Source organism: Streptomyces sp. NPDC002324, assembly GCF_053593335.1.
In genome coordinates this window covers 621,916-635,572 of the sequence record NZ_JBSFCF010000001.1, presented here as the reverse complement: position 1 = coordinate 635,572, position 13,657 = coordinate 621,916, and the positions used below count along the sequence as shown (strand labels likewise).

Genomic DNA, 13,657 nt, shown 5'->3' with positions numbered 1-13,657 from the left:
GGGGCGGTCGGATCAGGTGCGCGCCACCGCCGGCTCGGCGGTCTCGGCCGGGGCCCCCTCCGTCTCGGGCCGGCGGGCGAGGGCCTCGCCCTCCACGTCGACGTGCGGCAGCGCGCGGTCCAGCCACTTCGGCAGCCACCAGGCACGGTCGCCGAGCAGGGCGAGGACGGCCGGCACGATCGCCATCCGGACGACGAAGGCGTCGAACAGGACCGCCGAGGCCAGCCCGAACCCGATCATCTTGATCATGGAGTCGCTCTCGCCGATGAACCCGGCGAACACCGCGATCATGATCAGGGCGGCGGCCACGACCACCCGGGCGCTGTGCCGGAAGCCGGTGGTGATCGCCTCGTCGGCCCGGTCGCCGTGGACGTACGCCTCCCGCATCCGCGAGACGAGGAACACCTCGTAGTCCATGGCGAGACCGAACACGATGCCCACCAGGAAGATCGGCATCAGGCTCATGATCGGGCCGGTATGCTCCACGCCCAGCAGGTCCGCGCCGTGGCCCTGCTGGAACACCAGGACGACCACACCGAGCGAGGCGAGCACCGACAGCAGGAACCCGGCGGCCGCCTTGAGCGGGACCAGTACGGAGCGGAAGACCACCAGCAGCAGGATGACGGCCAGGCCGACCACGACCAGCAGATAGGGGACCAGCGCGGACTGCACCTTGCCGGAGATGTCGATGTTCAGCGCGGTCGTGCCGGTGACCTCGAACGTCGCGCCCGTCTCGGACTCGATCCCCGGGCGCTCGTCCCGGATGACGGTCACCAGGTCCTTGGTCTTCTCGTCGGTCGGCGCGGTGGCGGGCACCGCCGAGAAGACGGCGGTGTCGCCGGCCTCGTTGAAGCGTGCGGGGGAGACGGACACGATCCCCTCGGTGGCCCCGATCTCCTTGGCGACCGCCTCCGCGGCGCCCTTCGCGTCGTCGGCGCCCTTGGCGTCCACCACGATCGTCAGCGGCCCGTTGAAGCCGGGCCCGAAGCCCTCGGCGAGCGCGTCGTAGGCCCGACGCTGGCTGGTGGAGGTCGACTTGGCCTCGTCGCCGGGCATGCCCAGCTGCAGATCGGTCATCGGGATAGCGAGGGCGCCGAGACCGACGACCCCCAGGAGCAGCACCGGCACCGGGCGGCGCAGCACGAACCGCGACCAGCGGGTGCCGCCGTTGTCCTTGACCTCCTCCTCGATGCGGCCGCTCCTGCGGGCCTTGCGCGAGAGCACGGCGTTCGGCCAGCAGGCGAGGACGGCCGGCACCAGGGTCAGCGCGATCAGTACGGCGACGACGACCGCGCCCGCGGCGGCCAGCCCCATCTTCGTCAGCATGGGGATGCCGACCACGGTCAGTCCGGCCAGCGCGATGACGACGGTGAGCCCGGCGAACACCACCGCCGAGCCGGCCGTGCCGGTGGCCAGCGCGGTCGCCTCCTGGGGCGTACGGCCCCCGGCGCGTTCCTCGCGGTAGCGGGAGACGACGAACAGGGCGTAGTCGATGCCCACCGCGAGGCCCAGCATCATCGCGAGCGTGCCGGTCGTCGTCGACAGACCGAAGGCCTCCGACAGGACCAGGATCGTGGCCATGCTGAGGCCGACACCGACGAGCGCGGTCAGCAGCGGCAGCCCGGCGGCGGCCAGCGACCCGAAGGTGACCAGCAGGACGACGGCGGCGAGGGCGACACCGATCACCTCGGCCGTCCCGCCCGGACCGCCCTGCTCGTCCACGGCGGTCCCGCCGGCCTCGACGGTGAGCCCGGACTCCTGGGCCCGGTGGAGCGCGTCCTCCAGGTGGGTCCTGCTGGCGTCGGTGAGGTCGGCCGCCGAGACCTTGTAGGTGACGGTCGCGTACGCCGTCGAACCGTCCTGACTGACCGCCCGGGCCTGGAACGGGTCGACGGCGCTCGCCACCTGCGAGCCGTCCGCCAGATCGGCGACGGTCTCCTCGACGGCCTTCTTGTTCTCGGTGGCGGTGACCTTCTCGCCGTTCGGGGCGACGAACACGACCCGGGCGGTGGCGCCGTCCGCCGTGACGCCCGGGAAGCGCTGCTCCAGCAGGTCGAACGCCTTCTGGGACTCGATGCCCGGCATGGAGAACTCCTCGTCGGAGGCTCCGGGGGCCTTGAGGGCGCCGACACCGACGGCGCCCAGTACCGCCACCCACAACAGGATGACGGACCAGCGTTTGCGGAAGGCCAGCCGGCCCAGCCGATACAGGAAGGTTGCCATGAGGCGCAGGTCTCCACGTCAGAGGTCTCGGGTACCTGCTCAGACTCCCGTCACGGGGCCTGTCCCGTCGTCGTGCGGCTGCCGACAATCCCCGGTACTCAGAACGCAGTACGACACGGCCCGCGGGTCACCCCGGGGTATGACCGAGGCAGCCCGCGGGCCGCTCTACATGGTGTGCAGGATGTCGCGGGAAGCCTGGATGAACTCCTTCAGCGCGTCCCAGAACGGCGCGTAGCAGGACTCGAAGCGGGCGACCGCCCCGGTGTCGCCCTCGATCATCGCCTCGATCGCCTTGTGGAACGGATTCGTGGTCCGCCGGACCTTGTTGGCGAGTTCGGCGACCGCCTCGGGCCCCTCCAGCGAGACGACCCAGGTGAGGTTGCGCAGCGTGGCGTACTCGTCCCGCTGCCGCTCGCGCAGCCGCCGCAGCTCCTCGACCCGCTCCGGGCCGAGCCCGTCCTCCGCACCCCCGCCCCCGGCGCCCCGGACCACGTCGGACACCTTCCAGTGCACATCGCTCAGCCGCTGCGCCTGCTCGATGAACTCCGCGTAGGCCGTCCGCCGCGCCTGCCGCAGCCGCTCGACCCGCTGCGCGCCCGCCGTGGTGTCCGCCTGGATGCGCGCCGCCCGCGCGGTCCCCCTGCTCGTCACCCAGCTCGCGAGGACGGCGGTGCCGGCGGTGAGCGCGGCGATCCAGAACGCGCCGTCAGTCACGGCCGGAGCCCAGCGAACGTTCGGTGACCCCGGCCAGATGGGCCGCGAAGACCGCGCGGGCGTCCGGGGTGAGCGTGCGCAGGGCGACCAGGGCGGTGACGACCACGTCGCACAGTTCCGCCTGGACGTCCTGCCAGGTGTGGGTGGTGCCCTTGCGCGGGTTCTGCCCCGTCACACCGATGACCGCCTGCGCGACCTCGCCGACCTCCTCCTGGAGCTTCAGCATCCGCAGCAGCAGGCCCTCCCGGCCGCCGTGCGGCTGGTCGGCCTCCAGCCACGCGTGCAGACGGGAGACGGAGCGCCAGAGGTCGTCGGGATCGCCGGGCGCGCCGGGCGCGCAGGGGTCGGGGGAGTGCGGCTGCTCGCTCATGCGCGCAGCCTGTCACGCCCCGCTGACAGCGAGGGGCCGTCCCGGAAAGGTCACTCCTCGAACAACGCCTCCTGCTCGCCCTCCTTCTCCTTGCGCACCCGCTGGGTGCGCATGCCCACGACCACCGCCGTGACCGCGGCCGTACCGGCCAGCGCCACCGGGACCATCCAGCCCCGGTCGACGACGTGGCGCAGCGCGTGGTCGAGGGAGAGCCGGCCGGGGCCGGTGATCGCGAGGCCGGCGGCGGCCAGGCCCAGGGTCGCCGCGTACTCGTAGCCGCCCTCGGCGTTGAAGAACCCGTTGGGCGTGTGGATCGCGGTCGCGCCGGCCATCGCCCCCGCCGCGGCCGCACCGGCCGCCGGGGTCGCGAGGCCCAGCGCGAGCAGCGCGCCGCCGCCCGTCTCGGCCAGCCCGGCGGCGGTGGCGCTCGCCTTGCCGGGCGCGTACCCGACGGACTCCATGAACGCGCCGGTCCCCTCGATGCCGTGGCCGCCGAACCAGCCGAACAGCTTCTGCGTGCCGTGCGCGGCGAGTACACCGCCCGCGCCCAGCCGGAGCAGCAACAGTCCCAGATCACGTCGGTCGAATGAGGTCATGACCACTCCCGAACAGCAGAGGTACCGGCGAAGAATCCGGCAGAGGTACGGCCGGAGAACCCGACAGCGCGAACGTGCGTACGTCCCCCCGCGTATCCACCGTCGCACCGATGACACCTGCCCGGCCCGCTCGCGCGCCCGTTCGGGTGGCGTCGGATCCGCCGTGCGCCGTCCGGTGGCGTGCCCCCGCCCGCGGTGTGAGGCTGGCCGCCATGACGATCGCACCCGCCAAACTCAGCGACCCGGCCGTCCGGGCCTTCGTCGCCGCGGTGAACGCCCACGACCAGAACGCGTTCTTCGCGCTCCTCACGGACGACGCGACCATGTCGGACGACGGCTCCGACCGCGACCTCACGGACTGGACCGACCGGGAGATCTTCTCCTCCCACGGCCACATGGCGGTCCAGCGCGAGTCCGCCGGCGGCCGTGCCCTGGTCGCCAACTACCGCAACGACACCTGGGGCGAGATGCGTACCGCATGGCGCTTCACGGTGTCGGAGGACGGCCGCATCAGCCGCTTCGAGACGGGCCAGGCGTAGCGCGGAACCCGCGCCGGAGGGCGGGGGGCTTGCGTTCGTGTGCGCTCCAACTCCTAACGTCCGTGGTCATGGAGACGAACACGCACACCGACCCGTACACCCGCACCCTCGGCCGCAGCGGCATCCAGGTCAGCGCCCTCGGCTTCGGCTGCTGGGCGATCGGCGGCGAGTGGCAGGCCGCCGACGGACAGCCGCTCGGCTGGGGGAAGGTGGACGACGAGGAGTCCGTACGGGCGGTCCACCGCGCCCTCGACCTCGGCGTCACCTTCTTCGACACGGCCGACGCGTACGGCACCGGGCACAGCGAACGCGTCCTCGGCCGCGCCCTCGGCAAGCGCCGCGCGGACGTCGTCGTGGCCACCAAGTGGGGCAACGTCTTCGACGCGGCCACCCGCACCCTCACCGGCCAGGACGACACCCCGGCCCACGCCCGCCGCGCCCTCACCGCCTCGCTGGACCGCCTCGGCACCGACCACGTCGACCTCTACCAGCTCCACCTCTCCGACGCCGACCCCGAGCGCGCGGCCCGACTCCGCGACACCTGCGAGGAGTTCGTGCGCGAGGGTCTGATCCGGGCCTACGCGTGGAGCACCGACGACCCGGACCGCGCCGCCGTGTTCGCCGAGGGGCCGCACTGCGCGGCCGTGCAGCACCGGCTGAACGTCCTGCAGGACGCGCCCGGACTCCTCGCGCTGTGCGAGGAGTCCGGGCTGGCGAGCATCAACCGCAGCCCCCTCGCCATGGGGCTGCTGACCGGGAAGCACACCCCGGGGCGCACGCTGGCGGCCGGCGACATCCGCAGCACCCCGCCCGAGTGGCTGCCGGGCTTCACCGTCGACGGCGGCGCCGACCCGCAGTGGGTCAGCCGGGTCGAGGCGCTGCGCGAGATCCTCACCACCGGGGGCCGTACGCTCGCGCAGGGCGCCCTCGCCTGGATCTGGGCCCGCAGCCCGCGGACCGTGCCCATCCCCGGGTTCCGCTCGGTCGCCCAGGCGGAGGAGAACGCGGGCGCCCTCGCCGGGGGACCGCTCACCGCGGAGCAGATGGCCGAGATAGACATGATCCTGGGTCGCTGAACGGCCTGTACGACGGCGAGAACGGCCCGTACGACGGCGAAAGGCCCCTGCGACGGCGAAAGGCCCCTGCGACGGCGAAAGGCCCCTACGGCGGCCAGGGAGCGACCTTGTCCTGAGGAAACGTCGGTGGGCACGTCGGTGGGCAGCCGTTCCGCTCCGGTGCTCACCTCGCGGTCCCACGCGAGGTCCGCCCCCTTCCGGAGCTGGGAACGGCTGCCACCACCCCCCTCGGGTTGGTCATGGAAGCCACCGCCCCCAAGTGTGAAGCTCTCGTGGAGACGAGCCCTGAGCATATGCCCGCCACGTGCCCGTTTGGACCGGAGGAACAGCTTCCGTTTGTGCAAGTTGAGCCCTGGACGAATGCCGGCGCAGACCGAGGGGCACGGCTCGCCGACCTCCGGTCCGCGTCCGGGGCCCTCCCGTCCGCGCCTCAGCCCCGTCCGACGTACGGCATCGTCGTCGCCATCACCGTCGCGAACTGCACATTCGCCTCCAGCGGCAGCTCCGCCATGTGCCGCACCGTCCGCGCCACATCGGTCACGTCCATCACGGGCTCGGGCAGGAGCTGCCCGTTGGCCTGGAGCACACCGTTCGCCATGCGTTCGGTCATGTCCGTCGCCGCGTTGCCGATGTCGATCTGCCCGACCGCGATGCCGTACGGCCGCCCGTCCAGGGAGAGGGACTTGGTCAGGCCGGTCAGCGCGTGCTTGGTCGCGGTGTAGGCCACGGAGTGCGGGCGGGGCGTGTGCGCGGAGATGGAGCCGTTGTTGATGATCCGGCCGCCCCGCGGGTCCTGCTCCTTCATCTGCCGGTACGCCGCCTGCGCGCACAGGAACGCCCCGTTGAGGTTGGTGTCCACGACGTGCCGCCAGGCCGCGTAGTCCAGCTCCTCCACCGGCACCCCGCCCGGACCGAACGTGCCCGCGTTGTTGAACAGCAGGTCCAGCCGCCCGAACCGGTCGCGCACGGCGGCGAGGAGCGCGTCCACGTCGCCGGGCCGTGAGACGTCCGTACGGACGCACAGCGCCTCCGGGGCGCTGGTGCCCGCGTCCGCCGTCGAGCCGGCCCCGGCTTCGGTCCCGGCCTCAGACCCAGCCTCAGCCCCGGCTTCGGTCCCGGCCTCGGCCGCCGTCTCTGCGAGCTTCTCCTCGCGGCGGCCCGCCAGTGCCACCGACCAGCCGGCGCGCAGCAGTTCCACCGCCACGGCACGGCCGATTCCGGAGCCCGCGCCCGTCACGATCGCGATCTTGGTTCCTTTAGCCTTCATGGGCTCGCAGCGTAGGGGAGGCTCCGCGCTCGGTCGCGCAGGTGGGGCCCGCCATACGGAACTCATTCGTCCGCCATCTGGGTGTTGTGTACGTGACAGAAGATCGTCGAACCTGGCCACTCCACTGACGAAACACAACTACCTTAAGAAGAGGGCCAGATGCCACTCCCCACCCATGGGTCGACACAGCCCCGCTCGTCCCATGCGCCCGAACTGCGCGCCGCAGCCCGGCACTTCGACCGCCGTCGCTTCCTCACCGTCACGGGGGCCGCCGCCGCGCTCGCCTTCGCCACCAACCTTCCGGCGGCCGGCGCCGCGGCCGCCGCCACGCTGGACCCCCGCCAGATCACCGAGGACCCCTTCACCCTCGGCGTCGCCTCCGGCGACCCGCTGGCCGGCTCCGTACTGTTGTGGACCCGGCTCGCCCCGGCCCCCTACCAGCCCGACGGCGGACTGCCCGCCGAACGCGTCAGGGTCGAATGGGAACTGGCCCTCGACGACAGATTCCGACGCGTCGTCAGACACGGCACCGCCACGGCCCACCCCGAGTTCCACCACACCGTCCACGTCGAGGTCGACTTCCTCGCCCCCGGCCGCGTCTACTACTACCGCTTCCGCACCGGCACCTGGATCAGCGAGACCGGCCGCACCCGCACCGCCCCCGGCCGCGCGCACCTGACCGGCTCCACCGAACTCTCCTTCGCGGCCGTCTCCTGCCAGCGCTACGACCAGGGCTACTACACCGCCTACCGGCACCTCGCCGACGAGGACGTCGACGTCGTCTTCCACCTCGGCGACTACCTCTACGAGTACGCCGTGAACTCCGTCGGCGGCGCCCGCAACTACACCGACCGCGTCCTGCCCGACGTCTTCAACCACGAGACGGTCACCCTGGAGGACTACCGCCTGCGCTACGCCCTCCACAAGACCGACCCCGACCAGCGGGCCGCCCACGCCGCCCACCCCTTCGTCGTCACCTGGGACGACCACGAGACCGAGAACAACTACGCGGGCGACAACCCCGACGGCGGCGAGCCCTCCGAGGAGTTCCTGCTGCGCCGCGCCGCCGCCTACCGCGCGTACTGGGAGAACCAGCCGCTGCGCCGCCCCCAGCGCCCCGACGGCCCCGACATGAAGCTGTACCGGCGTTTCCGATGGGGCCGCCTCGCCCAGTTCGACATACTCGACACCCGGCAGTACCGCTCCAACCAGGCGCAGGGCGACGGCTGGCAGATCCCCGGCCCGGAGTCCGCCGACCCGGCGCGCACGATGACGGGCGCCACGCAGGAGCGCTGGCTCCTGGACGGCTGGGACCGGTCCGACGCGGTCTGGAACGTCCTCCCGCAGCAGGTCACCTTCTCGCAGCGCCGCAACGCCGTCGGTGAGGTCTACAAGGTGTCGATGGACTCCTGGGACGGCTACCCGGCCTCCCGCGAACGCCTCCTCGCCGGCGCCGAGGCCGCCGGCATCGAGAACCTGATGGTCCTCACGGGAGACGTCCACGTCGGCTACGCCTTCGACATCAAGCGCGACTTCGACGACCGCTCGTCCCGGACCGTCGGCACGGAACTCGTCGCCTCGTCCGTCAGCAGCGGCGGCAACGGCTCCGACAAGCCCGCCAACTGGGACACCTACATGACCGCCAACCCCCACATGAGGTTCTACAACGGCCGCCGCGGCTACACCACCGTCACCCTCGACCGTGGGTCCGCCCGCGCCGACTTCAAGGCCGTGCCGTACGTGACGACGACGGGGGCGGGCATCTCGACGGTCGCGTCCTTCGCGGTGGAGGCGGGGGTGCCGGGGCTGCAGCCGGTGTAGGGGGGAGGGGGAGGGGAGGGGGCCGGGGCGGGCCAGCCGAGAACGAATCTTCGTTTTCGGCTGGCCGCGAACGAACCTTCGTTTTGCGCCGAGGGTAGCGGCGGGCGGAGGCGCGGCGCGGCGGCGGATTGCGGAACGAACCTTCGTTTTCGGCGGCCGCCGCACCCAGGCCGCCGCCCCGGCCCTCACTCCACCCCGCCCGCCGCCCTACGCGAACGAACCTTCGTTCAGCCGCTCCTCGCCGGGATAGCGCACCCCCACCCGCTCCCGCAGCGCGTCCAGCGTGCGCATCACGGCGAGGGTGCCGTCGAGGGGGACGAGGGGGGACTCGATCTCGCCGGCGCGCAGGGCCCGCATGACCTCGATGGCCTCGTGGCGGAGGCTGTTGCGGGGGCCGTCGGCCGGGTCGGCGGTGAATTCCTGCGCCTCGCGGCCGTCCCGGTGCAGGACGAACCGCTCCGGGAAGAAGAAGCCGGACGGGATGTCGATACGGCCCTCGGAGCCGGTCACCGACGCGGACGTGCCCGTGCCGCCCACGATGGAGCAGTGCACCGAAGCGAGGGCGCCGCTCTCCCACGAGAGCACTGCTCCGGTCTGGAGATCGACGCCCTCGTCGGAGAGCACCGCTCTCGCCGTGACGTCCGACGGCTCCCCGAGCAGCAGCTGCGCGAAGGACACCGGGTACACACCGAGGTCGAGCAGCGCGCCCCCGCCCTGCGCCGGGTCCCGCAGCCGGTGCGAGGGCGGGAAGGGCCCGGAGATCCCGAAGTCGGCCTGCACGGTCCGCACGTCACCGATCGCGCCGTCCCGCACCATGGCGGCGAGCCGTCGTACCAGCGGATTGCAGTACATCCACATGGCCTCCATCAGGAACCGCCCGCGCTCCCGGGCCAGCGCGACCAGTTCCTCCGCCTCGCCCGTGTTCAGCGTGAACGCCTTCTCGCACAGGACGTTGCGCCCCGCCTCCAGACACATTCCGGCGGCGACCCGGTGTGCCGCGTGCGGAGTGGCGACGTACACCACGTCCACGTCCGCGTCCTCGGCGAGCGCGCGCCAGTCGCCGTAGGCCCTCGGTATCCCGAACCGTTCCGCGAACGTCTTCGCCGAGGCCTCGCTCCGCGAGGCCACCGCCACGACCTCGGCGTCCGGCAGGTCGACGAGGTCCGCCGTGAAGGCCGCGGCGATCCCTCCGGTCGCCAGGATCCCCCACCGCACACGTCCGTCGTTCGACATCGCCACCCCTGTCCTCGGCTCCGGGGCGGGTATGTGACCCCGCCCACGTCGTACGAGCTGAGAGCATAGGTGGCGGACTGAACACAGAGGGAGGGGCACATGCCCGAGGGGCACATACCGGGCTCGGCACCCGCCGAGCCGACCACGACGGCGGGGGAGCACACGCGGCCCGCCGCGGCGGCGGCCCCCCGGCCGTCGAAGCCGCAGTCCGCGCAGCCGCAGCCGCAGTCCGCGCAGCCGCAGCCGCAGCCGCAGCAGTCGAAGGCGGACCCCGGGGCCGCGCGGGCGACCACCGCCCTGCGCCGTACCGGCCTCCTCGTCACCCTCATCCTCGGCGGCCTCACCGCGACGCCGCCCCTGGCGATGGACATGTACCTCCCGGCCCTGCCGGAGGTCACCAACTCCCTGCACGCGCCCGCCACCACGGTCCAGCTCACCCTCACCGCCTGCCTCGCCGGCATGGCGCTCGGCCAGCTCCTGATCGGCCCGATGAGCGACCGGTTCGGCCGCCGCCGCCCGCTGCTCCTCGGTCTCGCCGTCTACATCGTCGCCACCGCCCTCTGCGCCCTCGCCCCCACCATCGAGACCCTCATCGCCCTCCGCCTGGTGCAGGGCCTCGCCGGCTCGGCCGGGATCGTCATCGCCCGAGCGGTGGTCCGCGACCTGTACGACGGCGACGCGATGGCCCGCTTCTTCTCGACCCTGATGCTGGTCTCCGGGGTGGCCCCGGTCGTCGCGCCACTGATCGGCGGCCAGATCCTGCGCGTCACGGACTGGCGGGGCGTCTTCGTCGTGCTCACGGTCATCGGCGTCGCGCTCCTCGCGGTCGTCTGGACGAGGCTCCCCGAGACGCTCGCCCCCGCCGAACGCCACGGCGGCGGCATCGGCGAGACCCTGGGGGCCATGCGCGGTCTGCTCACCGACCGGGTCTTCATGGGCTACACGCTCGCCGGCGGCTTCGCCTTCGCGGCCCTCTTCGCGTACATCAGCGCCTCGCCGTTCGTGATCCAGGAGATCTACGGCGCCTCCCCGCAGACGTTCAGCCTGCTCTTCGGCGTCAACTCCGTCGGCCTCGTCGTCGTCGGCCAGATCAACGGCAAGATCCTGGTGGGCCGGGTGAGCCTGGACAAGGTGTTCGCGGTGGGCCTCACGGTCGTCGCCCTGTCGGCGACCGCGCTGCTGCTGATGTCCCTGGACGTTTTCGGCGAGGTCGGTCTGGTCCCGGTCTCGGCGGCCCTCTTCGTCCTGATGTCGGCGATGGGCGTCACGCTCCCCAACACCCAGGCCCTCGCCCTGATGCGGGTACGCCACGCGGCGGGTTCGGCGTCGGCGCTGCTGGGTACCTCGTCCTTCCTGATCGGCGCGATAGCGTCCCCCCTGGTCGGCGTCGCGGGCGAGGACACGGCCGTGCCCATGGCCGTGGTCCAACTGGCCGCGACCCTGGTGGCGGCGACCTGCTTCGTGACACTGTGCCGTCCTTGGAACAGGCGTACGAAAGTGGAGGGAGCGGAGAGCTGAGCGCGCCGAGACTGCGCACGGACACCCCGGAACGGGCCGGACTGGACCCCGAGGAACTGCGCCGTCTCGTACGGGACGTGCAAGCCCTGACGGAGGGGGAGCGCCCCCGGGTCCCCGGTGCCGTGGTCCTCGCCGGACGCGGCCCCGTCATCGCCGTCGAGGAGGCGGCGGGCTGGGCGGTCCGCTACGAGGCCCACGACGAACACGCCGGCCGCGGACGGGAACTCCCGCCGGACTCCCGCGTCCCGGTCACCCCGCGCACCCCCTTCGACCTGGCCTCCCTCACCAAGCTGTTCACCGCCGTGGCGGCGATCCAGCAGCTGGAGCGCGGCACCCTCGGCATCGACGCGAAGGTGGGGGCGTACCTGCCGGACTTCACGGGCGCCGCCGCACACGGTCTGACCGTCCGCCACCTCCTCACCCACACCTCCGGGCTGCGCCCCGAACTTCCGCTGTACGACTGCCCGACCCCGGCCGCCCGGCTGGCGATGCTCCGCGCGGAGGCCCCGACGGCACCCCCCGGCACGGAACACCGCTACTCCGACCTGAACTTCCTGCTCCTCCAGCACGTCCTGGAGCGCCTGACGGGCCGGACCATCGACGCCCTGATCCGCGACGGCATCACGCATCCGCTGGGCATGGTGTCGACGACCTTCGGCCCCTGCCCGGCCGCCGCGGCCACGGAGGACCAGCGCCGCCCCTGGGCGAAGGCGGACCGGGGCATGGTCCGCGGCCAGGTCCACGACGAGAACGCCTGGTCCCTCGGCGGTGTGGCCGGCCACGCGGGCCTCTTCTCGACGGCCCGGGACCTGGCCGTCTTCTGCCGCACCCTGCTGGCCGGCGGCTCCTACGGCCCCGCGCGCATCCTGGGCCCCGACTTCGTCGAGCTGATGCTCACCCCGCCGGGCCTCGGCTTCGCCCTCGACCAGCCCTGGTTCATGGGCGAGCTGGCGGGCCGGGGCGCGGCCGGCCACACCGGGTTCACGGGCACGTCCCTGGTCCTCGACCCGGCGACGGACACGTTCCTCGTCCTTCTCACCAACGCGGTCCATCCCCGCCGCGGCGAGCCCGTCAACGCGGCGCGGGCGGCGGCGGGGACCCGGGTGGCACGGGCGGTGCGGGGCATGTGAGCCGCCTCGGCCGCCGAGGAGGCGGCCGAGGCCCCCTGGAGACGAGGCCCCCTGGAGACGAGGCCCCCTGGAGACGAGGCCCCGGAGCGACCAGGCCCCATGGCGAGGCCCATAGAATCGCCACGTGAACGCCCCCGCCTCCGCCGCCGACACCCTCCGCACCGCCCTCGCCGGCCTTCTCGACGGCCTCCCGCCCAAGTCGGCCACGCGGGCGGTGGAGCGGCTGATCGCGAACTACCGGGGGCGGACGCCGACGGACGTGCCGGTGCTCAGGGACCGGTCGGACGTGGTGGCGTACGCGGCGTACCGGATGCCGGCGACGTTCGAGGCGGTGTGCTCGGCGCTGGAGGAGTTCGCGGTGACGGTGCCCGGGTGGGCGCCCGGCAGTCATGTGGACGTCGGCGGAGGAACGGGCGCGGCGACCTGGGCGGTGAACGCGACCTGGGCGGGCGGGCGACCGGTGACGGTCCTGGACTGGGCGGAGCCGGCACTGGCGCTCGGCCGGGAGATCGCCGCGACGAACCCGGAGCTGAAGGCCGCCGAGTGGCAGCGCTCTCGTATCGGAGCGGCGCTCACCATCGAGAGCACCGATCTCGTCACGGTCTCCTACGTCCTCGGTGAGCTGACCGCCGCCGACCGGACGGCCGTGGTGGAGGCCGCCGCGACCGCCGCCGAGGCCGTCGTGATCATCGAACCGGGCACGCCCGAGGGGTACGCCCGCGTCATCGAGGCCCGCGACCGTCTCGTCGCCGCCGGCTTCCACGTCGCCGCGCCCTGCCCGCACAGCGCCGCCTGCCCCATCGTCCCCGGCGAGGACTGGTGCCACTTCGCCGCCCGCGTCAGCCGTTCCTCCCTGCACCGCCGGGTCAAGGGCGGCTCCCTGCCGTACGAGGACGAGAAGTTCAGCTACGTCGCCGCCACCCGCTTTCCACCGGCCCCGGCCTCCTCCCGGGTCGTCCGCAAGCCGCAGATCCGCAAGGGCCAGGTCCTCCTGGACCTCTGCGAGCCCGGGACGGACGAGGTCGGTCCCGCCCTCACCCGGACCATCGTCACCAAGCGCCACGGCCCCCTCTACCGCGCGGCCCGTGACACGGAGTGGGGCGACGCCTGGCCACCGGACGCAGGCGCCGACGCAGACGCCGACCTGGCCTGACCTGCCCTCCGCCCACC

The 13,657-nt window shown here is 72.9% G+C and carries 12 protein-coding genes; 6 read left to right on the top strand and 6 right to left on the bottom strand.

Annotated elements, in window-relative coordinates; translation table 11 throughout:
• Positions 1 to 12: 12 nt before the first annotated feature.
• The 4 genes from ACWCRJ_RS02700 to ACWCRJ_RS02685 all read right to left on the bottom strand — a co-directional run bounded on the left by ACWCRJ_RS02700 (position 13) and on the right by ACWCRJ_RS02685 (position 3,903).
• A complete protein-coding gene (locus ACWCRJ_RS02700) occupies positions 13 to 2,223 on the bottom strand; it encodes an MMPL family transporter (RefSeq protein WP_450937530.1) in 2,211 nt (736 codons plus the stop codon).
• Positions 2,224 to 2,388: 165 nt separating this feature from the next.
• Positions 2,389 to 2,937 (bottom strand): hypothetical protein, encoded by a 549-nt coding sequence (locus tag ACWCRJ_RS02695; RefSeq protein WP_450937529.1) that lies wholly within the window; start codon positions 2,935 to 2,937, stop codon positions 2,389 to 2,391.
• Entirely contained in the window at positions 2,930 to 3,307 is a 378-nt protein-coding gene (locus ACWCRJ_RS02690) for a MazG-like family protein (protein ID WP_450937528.1), read from the bottom strand. The genes ACWCRJ_RS02695 and ACWCRJ_RS02690 overlap by 8 nt, the downstream gene beginning before the upstream one ends.
• 50 nt (positions 3,308 to 3,357) lie before the next feature.
• A complete protein-coding gene (locus ACWCRJ_RS02685; protein ID WP_046919283.1) occupies positions 3,358 to 3,903 on the bottom strand; it encodes a DoxX family membrane protein in 546 nt (181 codons plus the stop codon).
• Positions 3,904 to 4,115: 212 nt separating this feature from the next.
• Here ACWCRJ_RS02685 and ACWCRJ_RS02680 point away from each other — a divergent pair, with 212 nt between their 5' ends.
• Positions 4,116 to 4,442: a nuclear transport factor 2 family protein gene (locus ACWCRJ_RS02680; RefSeq protein WP_450937527.1), complete on the top strand. Its 327-nt coding sequence runs from the start codon at positions 4,116 to 4,118 to the stop codon at positions 4,440 to 4,442.
• Between the two features lie 68 nt (positions 4,443 to 4,510).
• Entirely contained in the window at positions 4,511 to 5,518 is a 1,008-nt protein-coding gene (locus ACWCRJ_RS02675; RefSeq protein WP_450937526.1) for an aldo/keto reductase, read from the top strand.
• Between the two features lie 430 nt (positions 5,519 to 5,948).
• On the opposite strand, the gene ACWCRJ_RS02670 is transcribed toward ACWCRJ_RS02675, so the two are convergent.
• Entirely contained in the window at positions 5,949 to 6,785 is an 837-nt protein-coding gene (locus ACWCRJ_RS02670) for an SDR family oxidoreductase (protein ID WP_450937525.1), read from the bottom strand.
• A 159-nt stretch (positions 6,786 to 6,944) separates the two neighbouring features.
• Between ACWCRJ_RS02670 and ACWCRJ_RS02665 the strand changes: the two genes are divergently transcribed.
• A complete protein-coding gene (locus ACWCRJ_RS02665) occupies positions 6,945 to 8,606 on the top strand; it encodes an alkaline phosphatase D family protein (RefSeq protein ID WP_450937524.1) in 1,662 nt (553 codons plus the stop codon).
• 207 nt (positions 8,607 to 8,813) lie between these two features.
• Here the strand turns inward: ACWCRJ_RS02665 and ACWCRJ_RS02660 are convergent, their stop codons facing one another.
• Positions 8,814 to 9,839 (bottom strand): Gfo/Idh/MocA family protein, encoded by a 1,026-nt coding sequence (locus ACWCRJ_RS02660; protein ID WP_450937523.1) that lies wholly within the window; start codon positions 9,837 to 9,839, stop codon positions 8,814 to 8,816.
• Between the two features lie 99 nt (positions 9,840 to 9,938).
• Here ACWCRJ_RS02660 and ACWCRJ_RS02655 point away from each other — a divergent pair, with 99 nt between their 5' ends.
• The 3 genes from ACWCRJ_RS02655 to ACWCRJ_RS02645 all read left to right on the top strand — a co-directional run bounded on the left by ACWCRJ_RS02655 (position 9,939) and on the right by ACWCRJ_RS02645 (position 13,640).
• Entirely contained in the window at positions 9,939 to 11,357 is a 1,419-nt protein-coding gene (locus ACWCRJ_RS02655) for a multidrug effflux MFS transporter (protein WP_450937522.1), read from the top strand.
• Positions 11,309 to 12,487 (top strand): serine hydrolase domain-containing protein, encoded by a 1,179-nt coding sequence (locus tag ACWCRJ_RS02650; protein WP_450937521.1) that lies wholly within the window; start codon positions 11,309 to 11,311, stop codon positions 12,485 to 12,487. Before ACWCRJ_RS02655 ends, ACWCRJ_RS02650 begins: the two co-directional genes overlap by 49 nt.
• 124 nt (positions 12,488 to 12,611) lie before the next feature.
• Positions 12,612 to 13,640 (top strand): small ribosomal subunit Rsm22 family protein, encoded by a 1,029-nt coding sequence (locus tag ACWCRJ_RS02645; protein ID WP_450937520.1) that lies wholly within the window; start codon positions 12,612 to 12,614, stop codon positions 13,638 to 13,640.
• Positions 13,641 to 13,657: the final 17 nt, after the last annotated feature.

Bases quoted from the DNA above. Each gene is read 5' to 3' on its own strand.
- ACWCRJ_RS02670 (WP_450937525.1), bottom strand. From the start codon at position 6,785: ATGAAGGCTAAAGGAACCAAGATCGCGATCGTGACGGGCGCGGGCTCC.
- ACWCRJ_RS02690 (WP_450937528.1), bottom strand. From the start codon at position 3,307: ATGAGCGAGCAGCCGCACTCCCCCGACCCCTGCGCGCCCGGCGCGCCC.
- ACWCRJ_RS02665 (WP_450937524.1), top strand. From the start codon at position 6,945: ATGCCACTCCCCACCCATGGGTCGACACAGCCCCGCTCGTCCCATGCG.
- ACWCRJ_RS02680 (WP_450937527.1), top strand. From the start codon at position 4,116: ATGACGATCGCACCCGCCAAACTCAGCGACCCGGCCGTCCGGGCCTTC.
- ACWCRJ_RS02700 (WP_450937530.1), bottom strand. From the start codon at position 2,223: ATGGCAACCTTCCTGTATCGGCTGGGCCGGCTGGCCTTCCGCAAACGC.
- ACWCRJ_RS02685 (WP_046919283.1), bottom strand. From the start codon at position 3,903: ATGACCTCATTCGACCGACGTGATCTGGGACTGTTGCTGCTCCGGCTG.
- ACWCRJ_RS02655 (WP_450937522.1), top strand. From the start codon at position 9,939: ATGCCCGAGGGGCACATACCGGGCTCGGCACCCGCCGAGCCGACCACG.
- ACWCRJ_RS02660 (WP_450937523.1), bottom strand. From the start codon at position 9,839: ATGTCGAACGACGGACGTGTGCGGTGGGGGATCCTGGCGACCGGAGGG.
- ACWCRJ_RS02675 (WP_450937526.1), top strand. From the start codon at position 4,511: ATGGAGACGAACACGCACACCGACCCGTACACCCGCACCCTCGGCCGC.